This window comes from Prevotella sp. P3-92, assembly GCF_002251205.1.
Taxonomy (GTDB): Bacteria; Bacteroidota; Bacteroidia; order Bacteroidales; family Bacteroidaceae; genus Prevotella.
The window spans coordinates 66,990-86,543 of the sequence record NZ_NPJE01000020.1; the positions used below are offsets into that span (position 1 = coordinate 66,990).

Annotated in this window: 15 protein-coding genes; 7 read left to right on the forward strand and 8 right to left on the reverse strand. The window is 45.3% G+C overall.

Features of this window, described 5'->3' with window-relative positions:
• Positions 1-106: 106 nt before the first annotated feature.
• Both CIK93_RS03310 and CIK93_RS03315 read left to right on the forward strand, forming a co-directional pair.
• Positions 107-4,153 carry a two-component regulator propeller domain-containing protein gene (locus CIK93_RS03310; RefSeq protein ID WP_094446570.1) on the forward strand — a complete coding sequence of 1,349 codons (4,047 nt, stop codon included), beginning with the start codon at positions 107-109 and terminating at the stop codon, positions 4,151-4,153.
• A 154-nt stretch (positions 4,154-4,307) separates the two neighbouring features.
• Positions 4,308-5,984: a glycoside hydrolase family 43 protein gene (locus tag CIK93_RS03315; RefSeq protein ID WP_094391248.1), complete on the forward strand. Its 1,677-nt coding sequence runs from the start codon at positions 4,308-4,310 to the stop codon at positions 5,982-5,984.
• Positions 5,985-6,015: 31 nt separating this feature from the next.
• Here CIK93_RS03315 and CIK93_RS03320 read toward each other — a convergent pair whose 3' ends face one another.
• Together CIK93_RS03320 and CIK93_RS03325 are read right to left on the reverse strand one after the other, a co-directional pair.
• Positions 6,016-6,264: a hypothetical protein gene (locus CIK93_RS03320; RefSeq protein WP_094446571.1), complete on the reverse strand. Its 249-nt coding sequence runs from the start codon at positions 6,262-6,264 to the stop codon at positions 6,016-6,018.
• A 107-nt stretch (positions 6,265-6,371) separates the two neighbouring features.
• Positions 6,372-6,821 carry an HU family DNA-binding protein gene (locus CIK93_RS03325; RefSeq protein WP_094446572.1) on the reverse strand — a complete coding sequence of 150 codons (450 nt, stop codon included), beginning with the start codon at positions 6,819-6,821 and terminating at the stop codon, positions 6,372-6,374.
• A 503-nt stretch (positions 6,822-7,324) separates the two neighbouring features.
• Here CIK93_RS03325 and CIK93_RS03330 point away from each other — a divergent pair.
• Positions 7,325-8,848: a leucine-rich repeat domain-containing protein gene (locus tag CIK93_RS03330; RefSeq protein ID WP_094446573.1), complete on the forward strand. Its 1,524-nt coding sequence runs from the start codon at positions 7,325-7,327 to the stop codon at positions 8,846-8,848.
• Between the two features lie 59 nt (positions 8,849-8,907).
• Here the strand turns inward: CIK93_RS03330 and CIK93_RS03335 are convergent, their stop codons facing one another.
• Positions 8,908-9,402 (reverse strand): N-acetylmuramoyl-L-alanine amidase, encoded by a 495-nt coding sequence (locus CIK93_RS03335; protein ID WP_094446574.1) that lies wholly within the window; start codon positions 9,400-9,402, stop codon positions 8,908-8,910.
• A gap of 423 nt (positions 9,403-9,825) precedes the next feature.
• On the opposite strand from CIK93_RS03335, the gene metF reads away from it, so the two are divergent.
• The 4 genes from metF (at position 9,826) to CIK93_RS03355 (ending at position 13,791) form a co-directional block, all read left to right on the forward strand.
• Positions 9,826-10,782: a methylenetetrahydrofolate reductase [NAD(P)H] gene (gene metF, locus CIK93_RS03340; RefSeq protein WP_094434486.1), complete on the forward strand. Its 957-nt coding sequence runs from the start codon at positions 9,826-9,828 to the stop codon at positions 10,780-10,782.
• Entirely contained in the window at positions 10,779-11,891 is a 1,113-nt protein-coding gene (locus tag CIK93_RS03345) for a DNA polymerase III subunit delta (protein ID WP_094434484.1), read from the forward strand. The genes metF and CIK93_RS03345 overlap by 4 nt, the downstream gene beginning before the upstream one ends.
• 84 nt (positions 11,892-11,975) lie before the next feature.
• A complete protein-coding gene (locus CIK93_RS03350; RefSeq protein ID WP_094440516.1) occupies positions 11,976-13,334 on the forward strand; it encodes a regulatory iron-sulfur-containing complex subunit RicT in 1,359 nt (452 codons plus the stop codon).
• Entirely contained in the window at positions 13,327-13,791 is a 465-nt protein-coding gene (locus tag CIK93_RS03355; protein WP_094391244.1) for a gliding motility lipoprotein GldH, read from the forward strand. Before CIK93_RS03350 ends, CIK93_RS03355 begins: the two co-directional genes overlap by 8 nt.
• A 45-nt stretch (positions 13,792-13,836) precedes the next feature.
• On the opposite strand, the gene rodA is transcribed toward CIK93_RS03355, so the two are convergent.
• Genes rodA through CIK93_RS03380 form a run of 5 tightly spaced genes read right to left on the reverse strand, consistent with a single transcriptional unit; the run spans position 13,837 to position 19,545 of the window.
• Positions 13,837-15,306, reverse strand: a complete 1,470-nt coding sequence (gene rodA, locus CIK93_RS03360) for a rod shape-determining protein RodA (RefSeq protein WP_094391243.1) — start codon at positions 15,304-15,306, stop codon at positions 13,837-13,839.
• The gene (gene mrdA / locus CIK93_RS03365; protein WP_094391242.1) at positions 15,287-17,140 is read right to left on the reverse strand and encodes a penicillin-binding protein 2; all 1,854 of its coding nucleotides are present in this window, start codon (positions 17,138-17,140) and stop codon (positions 15,287-15,289) included. Before mrdA ends, rodA begins: the two co-directional genes overlap by 20 nt.
• Positions 17,141-17,143: 3 nt before the next feature.
• Positions 17,144-17,641: a rod shape-determining protein MreD gene (gene mreD, locus CIK93_RS03370; protein ID WP_094446575.1), complete on the reverse strand. Its 498-nt coding sequence runs from the start codon at positions 17,639-17,641 to the stop codon at positions 17,144-17,146.
• An 8-nt stretch (positions 17,642-17,649) separates the two neighbouring features.
• Positions 17,650-18,516 carry a rod shape-determining protein MreC gene (mreC, locus tag CIK93_RS03375; RefSeq protein ID WP_094391240.1) on the reverse strand — a complete coding sequence of 289 codons (867 nt, stop codon included), beginning with the start codon at positions 18,514-18,516 and terminating at the stop codon, positions 17,650-17,652.
• 6 nt (positions 18,517-18,522) lie between these two features.
• The gene (locus tag CIK93_RS03380; protein ID WP_094391239.1) at positions 18,523-19,545 is read right to left on the reverse strand and encodes a rod shape-determining protein; all 1,023 of its coding nucleotides are present in this window, start codon (positions 19,543-19,545) and stop codon (positions 18,523-18,525) included.
• Positions 19,546-19,554: the final 9 nt, after the last annotated feature.

Sequence of the window (19,554 nt, forward strand, 5' to 3'; positions counted from 1 at the left end):
TTATTTCTTGTAACTTTTTCGACTTTCAGACAAAAAAATGGCCATTTCAACCCACTTTAACGATTATTTTATGTAATTTTGCACCATATTACATAACTAAGACGAAATGCTAAGAACCATTTTTACACTTATCATCAGCCTGTTTCTGATGCCGATGAGTGCACAGATAGGAAAACTATTCGATACAGACAACCAATTGTCGAGCAACTTTGCCAACCAAGTATTACAAGATAAACGCGGTTTTATTTGGATTGCTACACGAAACGGACTCAACCGCTACGACGGCTACAACTTCACCGTGATGAATAGTACCGACAAGAACGGACACAACATCAACAACTACGTGAACTGCATGGGACAGGATCATGAAGGTAACATCTACCTTGGAACCAACAACAATCTGTTCATCTACGACGGTTATGAGTTTAGAAAAATACCTATGCTGGTAAACGGAAAAGAGATTACCACCTATATCCAATATATCTATACACGCAACAATGGCGATGTGCTCGTATGCACTTCTGGCTTTGGTTTGCTGCGTGTAATTGACAAAAACAAGGCGGAAAGCATAGGTGGAGTCATCGACCAATATAAATATATAAATTTTACTTTCGAAGATCATAACGACAGGCTATGGATGGTTTGTTCCGATGGAGACGTACTCAGACAGGAAACCAGTGGAAAAGTGACCATCCATGTACCAGGAACTGCTGGTTTGCAGATACGCGAGATAGCCGAAGACCGACAAGGCAACATCTACGTAGCCACCTTGCGACAAGGGCTATTTGTCATGGCACCACAGACAGACCGATTCACCCATGTGGCTGGTACGGCAGGCTTAGCCATCAACAACATCTATATTGCACGCAATGACAACATCTACATTGGGTGCAACGGCGAAGGACTCTACGTCTATGAACCTGCTACAGGAAAACTGACCAACAATCCGTTTTTCTGCAACCGCATCAATCTGAGTAAAACAAAAGTGACAAGCATCATCGAAGATGCAGAAGGAAACATCTGGATGAGTATGTTTCAGAAAGGTGTATTCATGCAACCCACCAGACCCTACGAGTTCGGATATATGGGATTCCGCTTAGGCTCTCGAAACATGATAGGCGAGAACAGTGTGACAAGCGTGCTACGAAGCGAAGACGGATCAGTATGGGTAGGAACCGACAAAGACGGACTTTACCGACTGCATTTCGGCACCTCAATGCCAATATCTTCAACCCATGTAGTGAAACAACCGTTGGCCATCCTTTCACTCTGCGAAGACTTACATGGCAATATCTGGGTAGGAAACTATGAAGACGGATGCGGATACGTAGATCCATCTGGCAACTACCACAACTTTGATTTGCCTTTAGGAAAAAACTCCAGCGTCTTTGACATAAAAGCAGACCGCAACGGGAATATCTGGATAGGCACTATGGGAAGTGGACTGATATGTCGCCGGCCCGACGGCAGCCTGAAAATATTCAGGCAATTACCAAAAGCCGACAGCGACAGACATATCAATAGTATTCCCAACGACTATATCATGAAACTTGCGCTGTCGCCCGACCATAAATATATCTACGTTGCCACATCGGTAGGTTTGGCGTGCATGGATATTGCCACAAACAACTGGGTAAGCAAATTCTCCACAAACTGCGTCAATTACGGATCGTTCTCACATTGTGTTTTTGCAGACAGCAGAGGCAACGTGTGGTATGGAACAGAAAATGGAGTATATTGCTATTCTAACGGAAGTACAGAAGCAAAGCTCTACAATACAGACAACGGACTGCCCGACAACAGCATTGCCTTTGTGACGGAAGATGCACGTGGCGATATTTGGATCGGCACCATACATGGCTTATGCCGATTGCATGTGAAAACGGGAAAAACCAACAACTATTTCTTAGAAAGCGGACTGCAAAGCAATGAGTTTAGCGACGGAGCAGTTTTTGCCGCTGATGGCGGTCGATTGCTACTGCTCGGAGGAACCGGAGGTCTCAACTGGTTTGATCCACTCAAGCTAAAACTACACTCTTGGAAAGCAAACGTATGTATATCACGCCTCATCGTAGGCAACCGCACCGTATATCCCGGCATGGAATCGGGCAGCTATACCATTACGGAAGAACGCGTATTCTACTCTAAGAAATTTGATTTGGCACACGATGACAACTCTTTCACCCTACAGTTTTCTGCCCTCACCTATAATAATACGGAGCAAATTGCCTATGCCTACAGCATCAACGGAGAAGACTGGCACTTCATGCAACCAGGTATCAACGAGGTGACATTCTCACACTTGCCAGCAGGCACATACAACTTCCGTGTCAAAGCCATCAACAATCAGCAAGAAACTCCCATACGCGAATTTACAGTAGAAATACATCCAGCATGGTATGCCAGCGTTTTGGCACGATTCATCTACTTCATCATTGCCATGTTGCTATTATGGACATACAGGAAGCATCGACGCAAACTGGAGCAGGACCGCATGCTACTACAAAACCACATCCATGCCGAAGAAATGGGCGAAGCCAAACTACGTTTCTTTATGAACATCAGCCATGAGATACGCACACCGCTGACACTCATCATCACTCCGTTGCTCTCACTTATCAAAGACGACAAAGACCCGCAACGGCAAGGTATCTACGAGATTATCAGGAAAAACTCTGAGCGCATCCTACACCTCATCAATCAAATGATGGACCTGCGAAAGATTGACAAGGGACAAATGACCATGCACATGAGTCAGACAGACCTCGTGGCTTTCATCAACGATGAATACAAACTCTTCCTACAACAAGCCACCAACAAAAACATCACCTTCGAGTTTGAACACGACTCGGAAACACTCCCAGTATGGATTGACCGCAACAATTTCGACAAAGTAATCATGAATGTACTGTCGAATGCTTTCAAGTTTACACCCACCGGAGGTCATATTATCATCCGACTTACACATACCGAACACCATGCCTATATTTCTGTAAAAGACAATGGTATAGGCATACCAAAAGATAAAATAGAAACCATATTCCAGCGTTTCTATCAAAGTCCGACCAATCCCAACGACCGCAATATCGGCACAGGAATCGGATTGGACCTTACCCGTTCACTTGTAGAACTTCACTATGGCACCATCGTGGCAAGAAACAACGAAGAGTCAGAGGGATCCGACTTCACCCATGGTAGCGAGTTTACTATCCGTATTCCATTAGGTAATGCACACCTCAAGCCAGAGGAGAAGGTCAACGAAGAAGACATAAAAGACGAGCCTACCCTATTGCAAGAGATGGAACTGGAAAACAATCGGGCAATGACTATGGAGACCAACCCCCAGACGGAGGCAGAAGAACTAACAAATAACACCAAAGGAGGAAAAGCCACACTGGCTATCGTCGAAGACGAAGACGATATCCGAGACTTTCTATGCACACAATTTGCCGATGATTTCAAGGTACTAACCTATCATAACGGCAAGGAAGCGCTACTCGAAATAGTTAAATTGCAACCCGATTTGATTATATCAGATGTGATGATGCCGGAAATGGACGGTATGACGCTCTGCTCAAAAATCAAAGCCAATGTCAATACCAACCACATCCCCGTCATCCTGCTTACAGCAAAAAGCCGAGAAGAAGATCAGTTGGAAGGCCTTGAAACCGGTGCAGATGCCTATATTCTGAAACCTTTCAATATGGACATCTTGCGTCGCACAGTCATCAATCTACTGACTACACGACGCACACTCCGCAATAAATTCAATGGCAACGAAAGTCAGGAATCACGCATCGAAGAGGTTACGGTACAGACACCAGACGAAGCTTTGATGGAACGCATCATGCAAGTAATCAACGAGAACCTCAGCGATTCAGACCTCAGCGTAGATATTATAGCACAGAAAGTTGGTATCAGTCGTGTACACCTGCACCGCAAAATGAAGGAGCTGACCAACCAAACACCACACAGCTTTGTGCGTAACATCCGACTGAAACAGGCTGCTAAGATGCTGCGCACCTCCAAGCGCAACATTACCGAAGTGATGTATCTCTGCGGATTCTCTAATGCTGCAAGCTTCAGCACAATGTTTAAAAACCTATATGGTTGTTCACCACGAGAATACATGAATAATGGAAATGAACAATAGCATAAACTTTTCGTAACAAGGAGTATATGCTAAAAAACAAAAATGGGCAATAGCACAAACTTTCCGTAACAAGGAAAAATGCCTGTGTGCAATGAAATGTGTAACTTTGCAGCATCGATAACTTAATGCTAACAGTTAAACAATATCATAGCACATGAGACGAAACATTATCGCCACCATCGCCATGGCAATAGCCACAACGGCATCGGCACAAACGGCACAGTTTTCCAACTTCCGTTACACCGGCAACGACAGCCGGTTTAGTGAGTCTATTGACCGTACACACCAGTATTACAACCCTATTCTGGCAGGTTTCTATCCAGACCCGTCAATATGCCGTGTAGGAGACACTTACTATCTGGTCAACTCTTCATTCACTTTCTTCCCTGGTGTTCCTCTATCTACCAGTAAGGATCTCGTTAATTGGACACCTGCCGGACACGTACTCGACCGCCCATCGCAGGTTCCTCTGAAAGGACAGAATGTATCAGGCGGTATCTTTGCACCTGCCATCAGTTACAACAAGAAGAATAAGACGTTCTATATGATTACCACTAATGTAGGAGCCGGCAACTTCTTTGTCAAGACCAAAAATCCAGCTGCCGGATGGAGCGAACCTATCTACCTGCCAAAGATTGACGGTATTGACCCATCATTCTTCTTTGATGACAACGGCAAGGGATATATCGTACACAACGGTCCTGTAGTTGGCGGTGCCGACTATGAAGGACAACGGTCAATCCGAATGTTCGAATTTGACGTGAAAGGCGACAGTATCAAAGGTGACTTCAAAGAGATATTGCGCGGAGGAACACATGTAGAAGAACGTCCTATTTGGATTGAAGGTCCACACCTCTTTAAATATAAGAAATACTATTATCTGATGTGCGCAGAAGGCGGCACAGGCCCCTGGCACAGCGAGGTAATTCTCAGAGCCAAAAATCCTAATGGTCCTTGGGAAGAATGTCCACACAACCCCATCCTCACACAGCGCACAGGCCTGAAGGCTGACCGTCAGAACCCTGTTTCAAGTGCCGGACATGCTGATCTTGTTGAGGATGAAAAGGGAAATTGGTGGGCTGTATTCCTTGGCTGCCGCCCCTACGAGCAGGACATGTACAACACAGGACGCGACACATACCTGTTACCTGTAACATGGAAAGACGGATGGCCTACCATTCTTGAACCCAACAAAGCCATAAGCCCTGTGGGAGAAAAAGCAGGTTTGAAACCTACTGAAAACAATTATTTCAGTGGCAACTTTACTTACGAAGACCATTTCGACAAGGCTACTCTCGACAGCAGATGGATGCGCCTGAGAAACTCAGAAGGTTTCTGGAAAACTGGCGACGGACATCTCACATTGACTCTGATGCCGGGCAATATCTACCAGCGTGAACCACTTTCTGCCGTTTGGGCACGTCAGCAACATGGCACATTTACTGCAGAAACTACGCTCGACTTCACTCCTCGCAACGATAAGGACATTGCAGGTATTGCTTTGTTACAGAAAGAAGACCACAACATCGTATTCGGTAAGACACTAGTTGGTGGTAAAACTATGATCACCTTGACACGCAGTGAGCGATTCACCATGCCCATTGCATCAGCTTACATCGGAAACGGGACATTGAAATTGAAAGTGGAAGCCCACGACCGCTACTATGATTTCTTCTATGCTGAAGGCAATGGCGAATGGATGATACTGGCACGCGGTGTTGACGGTTCTAACCTTAGCACCCAGAAGAGTGGCGGATTTATCGGAGCATGCATAGGCCTCTATGCCTCATCGGACAAAGACATGAAGCCAAAAGCCAAGCGCCCGTTCTAAAAAGGACTCATACTCAATCAATAATCAGAAATCAATCATCAGTCATCACTTTTTTCAGTTGTGGAACAAACATCATTATTGACACCATTACGAGAACTACCATTCCCCAGTTGATGATACCGAGGTTGATCACTCCGAAGTTTACGAAGTCGAGGCTGCTCATGCTGACACCAGCCGATGAAGAGCATGACGACATGGTTAGTCCTGCCAGCAGAGTTGTTAAGATAGTGCAGATGGCATTGATGATGGTGCGCCATTGTGAAGGTTGAATTTTGCTCATAATACTTGATTTTTTTAATCGGTGGGAATTTATAGAACCCACCTTAATGGTTAAACAATCTGTGTTTTATTATTAGGAGGTGCGGCATGATGCCGCACCCCCAGCCGTTAGAGAATAGTGCCGCCGCTATCCTGATCGGTGTTAGTGCCATCACCCTCGCTGCCATCTACCATGTTGATGAGACCGTTGAATTTCACCAACTGCACCTTGTCGGGCATGATATGATACTTGCGAGCACCGTTGATAACGGTAAATGATGGAGTGAACTTAGGCACCATACCTTTCACCATGGTGGCATTAGCCTTATCGGAGGTATCAACCAACTTACCTTTGATAAATCGGATTGACAGACGACCGAAACCAAGCAACTCGATGGCATAGCCTTTGGCCAGGTTCTGCTTCACATAGAAGGCATAGCGGTCCAACACGTTCTTGACATCGCCAGGAGTGGCAGACGACTCGGCTGCTATCTGCTCTGCCACCTCGGCAGTGGTCAGAAGACCATAATTCACTGGCACTACGGTGTAACCCTCAATTGGACGAGAAGGGTCAAACATCACCTAACGCTTTACTACTTTGTACGCTTTTGACATAGTTCTAAAATTTTTAGTTAAACAATAATTGATTTAAACGCTGCGCTACTCTGGGGAAGACCCGGGCCCTCATATCTCCCACTTTTCACACTGCAAAGATACGAAATCACAAAAGGGCAAAGTGTCCAAGAGTGTCCAAGAGTGTCCAAGACTGCGAATTTTTTTTCAAAACGTGTCTAAACGCACCTCCATTTCCACACTTTTTGCATAAAAACCCTAACACAATCAAAATAATTGCCTTACCTTTGCACTACAAGAACCCACAATCTCGCGCTTTGATAGCCGAACGATGTGCACCGAATTCCCAGAACTTTGTCGATTACCAGACCCACAAAACGGAAAAAAAACTCACTCACGTGAAATTTTCCCCCAAAAGTAATGATTATCTCAAATTTTTACTTATCTTTGCCATGTCATTGATGATTTTTGCTTGTCTTGAAAAGTTAAACTAAAGTATTATTGAAATTATGAAAAAAAGATTTACTGCATGTTTGACAACGCTTATTCTCTGCGTGTTATTCTCAATTTCGGCATCTGCAGATGTTGTTGTGGTGAATGGTATTTCCTATGACATTTCTGGAACAACCGCCACAGTAAAGTCCTGCGACGTAAACTATTCAGGTGGCTTAGTGATTCCCGAATCTATTACTTTTGAAAATTCAACTTATTCTGTGACAAGTATTGGAGTTGGGGCTTTCTATGGATGCAGCAGCCTCACCTCCGTCACGATTCCTAATTCTGTGACAAGTATTGGAAATCAGGCTTTCTATGGATGCAGCAGCCTCACCTCCGTCACGATTCCTAATTCTGTGACAAGTATTGGAAATAGAGCTTTCTGTAGATGCCACAGCCTCACCTCCGTCACGATACCTAATTCTGTGACAAGTATTGGAAATGCTGCTTTCTCTGGTTGCAGCAGCCTCACCTCCGTCACGATTCCTAATTCTGTGACAAGTATTGGAAATAGTGCTTTCTCTGAATGCAGTAGCCTCACCTCCGTCACGATACCTAATTCTGTGACAAGTATTGGAAATAGTGCTTTCTATAGATGCAGCAGCCTCACCTCCGTCACGATACCTAATTCTGTGACAAGTATTGGAAATGGTGCTTTCTCTGGTTGCAGTAGCCTCACACATCCAATTATTGTAAATGATATGTTTGTCTTTTTACCAACGGGATATGAAGGTCATTATTCTATACCTGAAAATATCTCAACAATAATTGGAGGCGCTTTCTATGGATGCAGCAGCCTCACCTCCGTCACGATTCCTAATTCTGTGACAAGTATTAAAAATAGTACTTTCTATGAATGCAGCAGCCTCACCTCCGTCACGATTCCTAATTCTGTGACAAGTATTGAAAGTTGGGCTTTCTATGGATGCAGCAGCCTCACCTCCGTCACGATTCCTAATTCTGTGACAAGTATTGGAGTTGGGGCTTTCTATGGATGCAGCAGCCTCACCTCCGTCACGATACCTAATTCTGTGACAAGTATTGGAAATAGTGCTTTCTATGGATGCAGCAGCCTCACCTCCGTCACGATTCCTAATTCTGTGACAAGTATTGGAAATGGTGCTTTCAAAAATTGTGGAAATATAGAAAACTTCTTTTGTTACGCAGAGGAAGTTCCATCAGCCAGTTATAATGCTTTCGATGGTTTTAGTAATGATGCTACTCTTTACGTCCCTGCATCTGCAATCGAGGCTTATAAAACAACAGAACCTTGGAGCGAATTTGGAACTATTAAAGCTATCGATACAACCGAAGGTGTTGAATCAGTGAAAGACCGCGTCATCTCCATCCAATCTGCCAGTGGTTTCGTCAACATCTCCGGTCTCAACAACAACGAGACAGTCAGCTTCTATGCTCTTGACGGAAAGGCTCTCGGCACTGCAAAATCGATAGATGGCAACGTTTCGTTCTCTGCCAAGCAAGGCACCATCGTAGTAGCCAGGATTGGTAAAGAGAGTGTAAAAATCGCAGTGGAATAGCATGGTATGACCCGACCCTACAAAAGAAATGAAGATGGATGATACCATCTTCATTTCTTTCACCTCTCTTTATACTCTCGTGTTGCATCGAAGCATGGACATAGTTTGGGTGTTGCTCCGAGCAAGTCTCTATGCCCAACCACCATAGCATTGGGAAAGAGTTTTCGCATCATTATCACCAGTTCCTCCATTCTCTCTTTCTGCTTTGGTGTGCGAGTATCTCTGAATCGTCCCTGTTCATCCCGTCCGCCCTCGTAGCAGATGCCAATAGAGCATCTATTATACGGTTTAGCGTGAGCCCCCACCTCCAAGAGTTTACGATGTTGGGTGGTAGTGCCATCACGTCTGATATAGAAGTGATAACCTATGGTTCGGAATCCCCTATCCAAGTGGTCTCTCATTAGGTGATCCACAGTATAGTCATTTGTCACCTTAGTACCGGTGCAGTGAATAACTATATACCTCACACTCTCAGGCGATTGCATCAAAGTTCCCGACTCATAATACTTTGCCATCTCCATCTCATTAGCAATGGTATGCCCATCGAGATACATCGGAAATTTATCATTTGAACAAATCATAATCAATAATCAATAATCAGTAATCAATAATCAATAATCACTTGCTTTAGTTTGATGAGCTTGCGAATAATAATCAGAAATCAATAATCAATCATCAGTCATCAATTATACACGTTTGACAGGCGACAAATCCAAGAGATACAGGTTTTGCCGCCTGTTTTTTTTACAACTATCAAGATATCCAAATATCAAAGCTATTTAATAAAACCTTTAGGTGAGTTTTCGGTCGTCTGGAGATGATAACTAAAGGTAAGCGTCTCTTCAAGCATTAAACAACATGTTTTCAATCGAAAACGGTCGCGGAAAAGCACGTATATCAAATGAAAACAGCGAATACTTTTGGTCATTAGCACATTTTGTTGTAATTTTGTAGCGAATTGTGTATAGTAACGAAGAATGACAGTAACAGAGTATATCAAACAAAATAACGGAGAGCGCGGATTCTCCTTCGAAGTGCTTCCACCGTTGAAAGGCAACGGCACCGAAGCACTGTTCAGAACAATAGACAAATTGGCGGTATTCAACCCCGGTTTCATCAACATCACAACACATCACAGCGAATATATTTACAGGGAATTGAAAAATGGGCAATTTGAGCGACTTCGCGTCCGCAGACGCCCAGGCACAGTGGCCATTGCAGCTGCCATACAGCAACGCTACAACATTCCTGTAGTACCACACGTGATATGTAGCGGTATGACCATTGAGGACATTGAATATGAACTGCTCGATCTACAATTCCTTGGCATACAAAACCTCATGCTCCTCAGAGGTGACAAAGCAAAAGAAGACAGCCGATTCACCCCCACTCCAGGAGGACATGCGCACACCACTGACCTCATAGAACAAGTGGTACGATTCAACAATGGCACTTTTGCAGACGGCACTACCATCAAACACCCAGGCACCAAATTTGAATTTGGAGTGGCAAGCTATCCTGAGAAACATGAAGAAGCGCCAAACTTGGAACGCGACATGGAGTATCTCAAGCAAAAGCAGGAGCTGGGCGCACAATATGCAGTAACACAGCTATTCTACGACAATGAGAAATATTTCGACTTTGTAGAGAAGGCAAGACAAATGGGAATCACCATTCCCATCATACCAGGTATCAAGCCAATGGCTAAACTCAGCCAGTTGACCGTAGTACCCAAAACATTCCATTGCGACATTCCCGAGGCACTTGCCAAAGAGATTGTCAAATGTAAAACAGACGAACAGGCCCGACAATTGGGTATCGAATGGACTACCGCACAGTGTCAGGAGCTCTACGCTCACGGCATTCAGAATATCCACTTCTATACTGTATCGGCCGTTGACTCGGTGGTAGAGATAACTAAGCGACTGTTATGACAGGATTTGAACAGGTGATAGGACAGCAAGAAGCACAACAGCGACTGCTACAACTGGTGGACGAACAACGCCTGCCGCATGCCATCATGCTCTGCGGACCGATGGGATGTGGAAAAATGGCATTAGCTATGGCTTTTGCCGCACACCTGCTCAGACGCAATGCCAACGATGCTGCCATGTTGGCAAAATGGGAGCATCCCGACTTGCACTTTACCTTTCCTACCATCAAATTGCCATCTATGAGCGCAGACCACAAACCAGTGTCTGACGATTTCATACGACAATGGCACGATATGATTAAAGGCGGACCTTACTTCACCATGACCGAATGGATGGAACACATGGGCGCAGCCAACCAACAAGCCATCATCACCGCAGGAGAAAGCGATGCTCTGTCGCATAAACTCTCGTTAAAATCGAGTCAAGGCGGCTACAAAGTAAGCCTTATCTGGCTACCGGAACGAATGAACATAGAATGTGCCAACAAAATACTGAAACTGCTCGAAGAACCACCGCAACAGACCGTTTTCCTGCTCGTTTGCGAAGCTCCAGACCGTTTGTTGGAAACTATTCGTAGCCGCGTACAACGTATCGACGTGAAACGCATTGCCGACAAAGACATAACAGATGCTCTCATAGAACAGCGTGGACTCATGACCGATAAGGCAGAACGAGTGGCACACATGGCAGGAGGCAGTTGGCTGAAAGCCTTGGAAGCACTAAAGGCTGACTCAGAAAACGAGTTCTTCCTGGATATGTTTCAAACCTTGATGCGTATGGCATACGCTAGACGGGTAAAGGACATGAAAACATGGAGCGAACGAATGGCAACAGCAGGACGAGAGAAACAGAAGCGATTCCTTGAATATGCCCTGCGATTGGTACGCGAAAACTTCATGTACAACTTTGGCGAACGCGACCTCTGCTATATGACAGAGCGCGAAGAAGACTTCGCAAAAAAATTCGCACGATACATTAACGAAGCCAATGTGATAGAAATCAGCGATCTCATCACACTCGCCATACGCGACATCGGACAAAATGCAAATGCAAAAATCGTATTCTTCCATCTCGCCATACAAATGATTGTGCTACTCATACAGAAATAACTATCCGCTCGGAAAAGAACACCAACATATCATCAAGCAACAATAACAAAAGCATTAGCATACATTCAATACATCATATAAAGCATGGAAAAAGCAAAAGACCTCGAAATAAAAACAGGTTGCACACGCGGACTCTGTCACCAGGCTGTGGGGCGTCAAGACCGACAGTTGAATACCTACGACTGGCTCGCTGACGTACCGGGCAATATCGATACTACCGACTTGGTAGAAGTGCAATTCAAGCACACACGTAAGGGATATTACCACAACGTCAACAAATTGGAGCTTAAGAAAGGCGACGTTGTGGCAGTAGAAGCCAATCCTGGACACGACATCGGCGTGGTAACACTAACAGGAAGACTGGTAAAATTGCAGGTGCAGAAGGCACATCTGAAAAGTGCAGATGACATCAAGCGTATCTACAGAATAGCACGCCCGGTGGACATGGATAAATTTAAAGAAGCCAAAAGCCGCGAACACGCCACCATGATTGAGAGTCGTCAGATAGCCAAAAACCTTGGGTTGAAGATGAAAATCGGTGACGTAGAGTATCAAGGCGACTGCAACAAGGCCATCTTCTACTATATCGCTGACGAGCGAGTAGATTTCAGACAGCTTATCAAAGACCTCGCAGCCACCTTCCACGTACGTATCGAGATGAAACAGATCGGTGCACGACAGGAGGCTGGACGCATCGGTGGAACAGGACCATGCGGCAGAGAACTCTGTTGCGCCACTTGGATGAAGAACTTTGTAAGCGTTGGTACCAGTGCAGCACGCTTCCAAGACATCTCACTCAATCCCCAAAAACTGGCTGGTATGTGCGCCAAACTCAAATGTTGCCTTAACTATGAAGTCGATGACTACGTAGAGGCAAGTAGAAAACTGCCTTCAAAAGACATCGTGTTGATTACTCAGGACGCTGAATATCACCTCTTCAAAACCGATATTTTGGCAGGCCTCGTCACCTACTCGACCGACAAAAACTTGGCAGCAAACTTGGAAACCATCACCGCAGAACGTGCCAAACAAATCATAGAAATGAACCGCAAGGGCGAAAAGCCATTGTCTCTCGTAGAAGGCGAACAGAAGCAAAACGATAAAAGATCGCTCGACCTGGCTACTCAGGAGAACATCAATCGCTTCGATAAGAGCAAGAAAAAGAAGAAAAAACCAGCTAAGAAATCTGCTGACAACAGCGCACTTCGGCAGCAAGACCATGCAGGACAACAACCCAACAACAACCAGCGCCCACAAAACGACAACCGACGCGGGCAAGGTAATGTTCCTAAGCCACAAAGCGAAGGTCCACGCCAGCCTAACGGCGAGCAACGCGGCCCTCGCCCTAACCGCCAACAAGGTAACGGCCAACAGCGCCGCAACAAGCAGCAACAGCCTCAACAGCGCAAGCCAAGACCTCAGGACAACAACGAAAATGCGTAAATTGATACGATACACTATGACCCTATCCACCATATTGTTGGTTGCTGCTTGCAACCTCAATATGGTGTATAGTCATTATGAACATGTACCAACAAAAGGATGGGAACGTAACGACACTATTTCGTTTGATGTTTCTCCCCTTGAAATAAGTGGCAATTATCAGGAAAAAGTAGGATTGCGCATCACCGGAGAATACCCGTTTATGGGACTCACACTCATTGTAGATCAAACAGCAGTAAAATCGGGAAAAAACTATAGAGACACACTCAACTGCAAACTTATAGACCATAACGGTAATGTCAAAGGACAAGGCGTGAGCCATTACCAATACGAGTTCAAACTCGCCACAATACCATTAGAAGCAGAAGACTCACTTCACATCACCATACGGCACGATATGAAGCGTGAAATGCTACCTGGCATTACCGACATTGGGGTCACCCTAATACGCCAATAACCAAACACAGAAGTTGTCTATTTGATTTCAATTAGCATCATATGGTTATGAGCGAATGAGATTTCTTCCGGCATCAAGGCGCAGGAAGATAAATAGTAATATGGTAAATCCCCATAGTGAAGAACCACCATAACTGAAGAACGGAAGTGGAATACCGATAACTGGTGTCAGTCCCAATACCATGCCTACATTGATAAAGACATGGAATAGGAATATGCTCAACACGCAATAACCATAAATACGACCAAATCGAAACGGTTGACGCTCAGCCAATTTTATAAGTCGCAAAACAAGTGCAAGAAACAGCAACAAAACTCCTGCAGATCCCAAGAAACCTTCCTCTTCACCTACAGTACAGAAAATAAAATCGGTATCCTGCTCTGGCACAAACTTCAATTTTGTTTGCGTACCATTCAGAAAGCCCTTGCCTTCAAGGCCACCAGAACCGATGGCTATCTCACTCTGATGCACATTATAGCCAGCACCCTTAAGGTCTTCCTCCAATCCCAATAGCACATTGATGCGTGTTCGTTGGTGTGGCTCCATCACATTGTTAAGGATAAAGCTGGCACCATAAAAGAAAAAGACGGAGCCCAAGGTAAAGAGAGCTATGAAATAATAGTTGCGTAAACGTGTGCCCAATGCCTCCCAAACAAGATAACCAACAAGTATGAAGGTCATTATCAACTGGATATAGACAATATCGAAAGGCAAACGTAGCAACATGAGAGAGCAAAGAGTAATGCCAAGACTTATCCATCCAATGCGCCATGCCAATCGTCTGTTATTGCCATAGACCCATACCAAGCCGGCTGTAAACAGTTGGATAAGCAATAACACCACAAACTTTCCGACACTGGTCGGTGAGCCTGCAAGGTAAACGTCTGCATAACGAATGCCTACTACGAAATAGATAACGGCGGCAACACCAGTAAACAGAATAGAACCGGGCATTCCTTCACGATAGAACATCAGGAAGAAAGCAAGATAAACCAATGCTGATCCTGTCTCACGTTGAAGCACGATAAACATCATAGGCAACAGGATGATTGCTAATGTAGCAGCAAAATGTTTCCATTGATGAATGTTGTAACCATAGGTTGACATAAACTTCGACAAAGCCAAAGCCGTGGCAAACTTTGCAAATTCCGCAGGTTGTAAGCGTAGTGGACCTAATACCAACCACGATCGAGAACCTTTAATCTGATGGGGATTGAATATAGTAGCAAAGAGCAACAACAACAATAGCGCATAGATGACATAGGCAAAAGTGTCGTAGAACCTGTCATCGGACATCAATATGACGAAGCCCAACGTAATAGAAGTGCCTATCCAGATAATCTGCATACCCGAACGAGTGCTCAGACTGAAGATGTCTGTGTCACCATAATCATAGCTGGCTCCACATACGCTAATCCAGCCAAACGACAGGAGAGCGATATATATCAATATCGTCCACCAGTCGATGGAACGCAACACACTATTGCCTTGTCTTCTACCTGCCGATGTTGCCATAAGCTATATGTCTATGTTGGAACTCTTCAGCACGCTTCATCGAAGCTTCTGAGAGTTTGCCGTGAATATACTGTTCCATTATCAAGCCACCGATAGGTACACCATATGTGGCTCCCCATCCACCGTTCTCTACATAGACGGCAACGGCAATCTTTGGATTGTCCATTGGGGCGAAACCCATAAATACCGAGTGGTCATGACCTCGGTTCTGTGCCGTACCTGTCTTTCCGCATGCATTAATATCGTAACGTGAGAGCTCACGACATGTTCCACCAACAGCCGATGACCGCATTCCTGCCACTACATAGTCGTAGGCTTGGCGTTTGGCCATGGTATAATGGCGGCGTCTATAGAGTGTGTCAAGAGGTTCGTCTTGTACCTTCCGCACTACATGGGGCACATAGAAGTATCCTCTATTGGCTATTGTAGCACCGAGATTGGCTATTTGTAATGGTGTGGCATTAACCTCACCTTGGCCAATGGATATAGAAATAATAGTCAGTCCGTTCCACGATCCACGATAGGCGTTGTCATAGAAATCTGCATTAGGTATTAGTCCTCGTTTCTCACCTGGCAGGTCGATACCGAGACGGTAGCCAAATCCCATGCTCACCATATAGTCGCGCCAACGGTTCATAGCATTCTGTACAGATCCATATTTACTCTTGGCTCCCATCATATAATAGAGTCCCCAACAGAAGTAGGCATTACAAGATGTGGAGAGTGCAGGAACAAGGCTTAGGGGTGAAGCATGGCCGTGACATCCCACATGAAGTCCTTTGAAGTTGAAGCCATGAGAACAAGGGAATGCGGTATGGGCAGGACTAATAATACCCTCCGAAGCGAAGGTTAGTCCTTGTGTGGTTTTAAAAGTAGAACCTGGCGGATACTGTCCCATAATGCTTCGGTTTAGCAATGGTTTAAGTGGGCTTGCGGTCAAGATTCGATGATTTTTTGAACGTTGACGTCCTACCATGCTTCTTGGATCATAAGATGGCGAAGACACCATGCAGAGCACTTCACCTGTAGAGGGTTCGATGGCAACGATACTTCCTATTTTTCCTTCCATTAGTCGCTCGCCCAAAGCCTGCAAGTCTGCATCAATAGAAAGGGTAAGGTTCTTTCCCGGAACGGGGCGCCTATCGAGTGCGCCATTCTGATAACGTCCTTGTATTCTGCCATGAGCATCGCGAAGCAGGATTTTCATCCCCTTCTCACCTCGCAATTGTTTTTCGTATTTTCTCTCTACTCCCAATTTTCCGATGTAGTCACCTGGGATATAGTAATTGTCTTCTTCAATATCCGATGGCGAAACCTCTGCCACATCTCCAAGTACATGGGCTGCATAAGGATACTGATATTGTCGGATGCTTCGCTTTTGAACATAGAATCCTGGGAAACGAAACATTTTCTCCTGAAAGACAGAGAAGTCCTTGTCTGATAATTGGCTCATGAACATCTGCTGTGTGAACCGACTGTAACCTGGATTTTTTGAGCGGTCTTTAAGATTGTTCATGCGCAAGTCAAACTCCTCTTTAGTAATATTGAGTGCTTTGCAGAGTTCGAGGGTGTCGAGATGGTTTTTCGCTTCGTTGACCACGACCATGACGTCGTATGCGGGTTGATTATAGACGAGCAGTTTTCCATGTCTGTCGGTAATGACACCACGTGATGGATATTCCACCTGTTTGAGGAATGCGTTTGAGTCGGCATTCTTCTTGTAGTCATCACTCATAATCTGCAGAAAGAAGAGGCGTATGATATAGATAACGACGATAAGTATGGCTACTCCGCCGATAACAAAGTGTCTGTAATCGAGTTCGAAATCTTTCATATATTATCCCCTAACGCTCTCGAAAGTCATTATCAGCGCTAAAGTAAATACAGCGCTACCAAATACACACATCATCCATTCCACTATATCAAAATATGAGAATGTTTCAAGCGAGAAGAATACAATACAGTAGGCCAGGACGAGTATGGTGACGTAGTATGCAAACTTAGCTAATCCGATTGTTCGGATGGCTGGTACAAGATCGTCAACAGAATCTCGTGGCACGAAGAGTTGGAAGATATAAGGTTGCAAAGCTCCGATAAGTGTCAGAGCTCCTGCTGCCACCCCGGGAGTGTTGCAGAAGATGTCGATAGCCAATCCAAGCGAGAAACTCCATAAAAGGATTCCCCATTTAGGGTAGTTGCGTGGGAATTTGACCACGAAATAGACATAAAGCAACGGGGTAGCAAATCCGAAGAGATGGATACGCCCGAGTACCATCGCCTGTACCAAGACATAGACGATGAACAGTCCTGCCCGTTTCAACACATCGATAGACATTTGCCTTTTTATTCCTTCACATTAAGTTTGAGGGAATCACGTGCAGCCTGAAGCAGCCGTGTGCGTTCCCCGATGGTTTTATCACTAATGACGACAACGTCGCGAATGCAACCGAAGTCGGTAAAGAGTTCCACCTTGACGCGATATGATAGTCCGTCGGCAGAGTTATAGACTGTGCTAACCTTTCCTACGATAACTCCTGGTGGGAAGATGCTGGAGTATCCGTTGGTTTCCACCTTATCTCCTCGATTAAAACGTGCATGTCGGGGAATATCTTCAAGATAGGCTACGTTAGGATCTTTTCCATCCCATCGTAATACGCCGAAATATCCTCTTCCTCGTATGGCGCAACTGATGCGCGAAGTAGTATTGAGTACTGGGATGAGGACGGAATAATGGTCGGAGACGAGATAAGTAATGCCAACAATTCCCTGTCCGCATGCCACACCCATTCCAACCTCGACGCCATCGGCTGCTCCACGGTCGATGGTCATCAGGTTGTCTGGACGGTTGAGCTCATTGGTAACCACTTTGGCCGGTATGAGCTCATAATGGCTGAGCATTTGGAGTTCCTGTCGTTCTGCTGCGGTTGTATCGCCGGTAAGCTCGGCATATAGTTTTCGCAGCTGTGTCACCTGTCTTTCAAGGTAGAAATTGCGCAAGGTAAGGTCTTTATTGACCTTGGTGAGCGAGAAGAACGATTCCACCCTTGCTCTTTCGCTATTGACATGTCCTGCCACGGCGTTGGCTGATGATAGCCATGCGCTACCTTGATAGCTGTTGTATCGGAACAGCAATACAAGGCTGACGATTTCAAGCAATACGAAAAGAAACCAATGATGGTACTTTTGCAGAAACTCCAGCAGGTTTTGCATTTCGTGTTATCGCATCAAGAATGAGAAACGGTTGATATTCTTCAGAGCGACGCCAGCACCTCTTGCTACTGAGTGTAATGGATCTTCTGCTACGTGGAATGGAATATTGATCTTGTCTGTCAGACGACGATCGAGTCCTCGCAACTGTGCTCCACCACCTGAGAGATAGATACCGTTTTTAACGATGTCGGCATACAGTTCAGGTGGAGTGTTCTCAAGTGCTGAGAGTACTGCATTCTCAATCTTGGCGATAGTTTTGTCAATACAATGCGCAATCTCCTGATAGCATACGGGCACTTCCATGGGCAATGCGGTAATGCGGTTAGGTCCATGCACAACATAATCCTCAGGGGCTTCGCTACCAAGATCGGTAAGGGCAGAACCTACGTTGATCTTGATACGCTCTGCCATTCGCTCGCTGACTTTCACATTGTGCTGACGTGCCATATATTCCTGAATATCGGCAGTAAGGTCGTCGCCGGCAGTACGGATGGAGTTGTTGCTGACGATACCGCCGAGTGAGATTACTGCAATTTCGGTAGAGCCACCACCTATATCAACAATCATGTTGCCTTCTGGTGCCTCAACATCAATACCGATACCGATGGCTGCTGCCATGGGTTCGAAAATCAGATATACGTCACGTCCGTCGGCATGTTCTGCTGAGTCACGAACGGCACGAAGTTCTACTTCGGTGGATCCCGAAGGTACACCGATGACCATACGGAGTGAGGGTGAGAAGAGTCTTGAACCAGTATGCACCATTTTGATAAGTCCGCGCATCATCTGCTCACAGGCAGAGAAGTCGGCAATCACACCGTCGCGCAAAGGACGGATGGTGCGAATATTCTCATGAGTCTTCTCATACATCATCTTGGCCTCATTGCCTACGGCAATCATCTTGTCGGTACGGCGATCGAGAGCCACTACGGACGGCTCATCAACAACGATCTTATCATCACTGATAATGATGGTGTTTGCCGTTCCAAGGTCCATGGCTATTTCCTGGACAAAGCTAAAAAATCCCATATTAGTCTG

Coding starts and splice junctions, on each gene's coding strand:
- CIK93_RS03310 (WP_094446570.1), top strand. CDS start 107: ATGCTAAGAACCATTTTTACACTTATCATCAGCCTGTTTCTGATGCCG.
- CIK93_RS03315 (WP_094391248.1), top strand. CDS start 4,308: ATGAGACGAAACATTATCGCCACCATCGCCATGGCAATAGCCACAACG.
- CIK93_RS03320 (WP_094446571.1), bottom strand. CDS start 6,264: ATGAGCAAAATTCAACCTTCACAATGGCGCACCATCATCAATGCCATC.
- CIK93_RS03325 (WP_094446572.1), bottom strand. CDS start 6,821: ATGTTTGACCCTTCTCGTCCAATTGAGGGTTACACCGTAGTGCCAGTG.
- CIK93_RS03330 (WP_094446573.1), top strand. CDS start 7,325: ATGAAAAAAAGATTTACTGCATGTTTGACAACGCTTATTCTCTGCGTG.
- CIK93_RS03335 (WP_094446574.1), bottom strand. CDS start 9,402: ATGTATCTCGATGGGCATACCATTGCTAATGAGATGGAGATGGCAAAG.
- metF (WP_094434486.1), top strand. CDS start 9,826: ATGACAGTAACAGAGTATATCAAACAAAATAACGGAGAGCGCGGATTC.
- CIK93_RS03345 (WP_094434484.1), top strand. CDS start 10,779: ATGACAGGATTTGAACAGGTGATAGGACAGCAAGAAGCACAACAGCGA.
- CIK93_RS03350 (WP_094440516.1), top strand. CDS start 11,976: ATGGAAAAAGCAAAAGACCTCGAAATAAAAACAGGTTGCACACGCGGA.
- CIK93_RS03355 (WP_094391244.1), top strand. CDS start 13,327: ATGCGTAAATTGATACGATACACTATGACCCTATCCACCATATTGTTG.
- rodA (WP_094391243.1), bottom strand. CDS start 15,306: ATGGCAACATCGGCAGGTAGAAGACAAGGCAATAGTGTGTTGCGTTCC.
- mrdA (WP_094391242.1), bottom strand. CDS start 17,140: ATGAAAGATTTCGAACTCGATTACAGACACTTTGTTATCGGCGGAGTA.
- mreD (WP_094446575.1), bottom strand. CDS start 17,641: ATGTCTATCGATGTGTTGAAACGGGCAGGACTGTTCATCGTCTATGTC.
- mreC (WP_094391240.1), bottom strand. CDS start 18,516: ATGCAAAACCTGCTGGAGTTTCTGCAAAAGTACCATCATTGGTTTCTT.
- CIK93_RS03380 (WP_094391239.1), bottom strand. CDS start 19,545: ATGGGATTTTTTAGCTTTGTCCAGGAAATAGCCATGGACCTTGGAACG.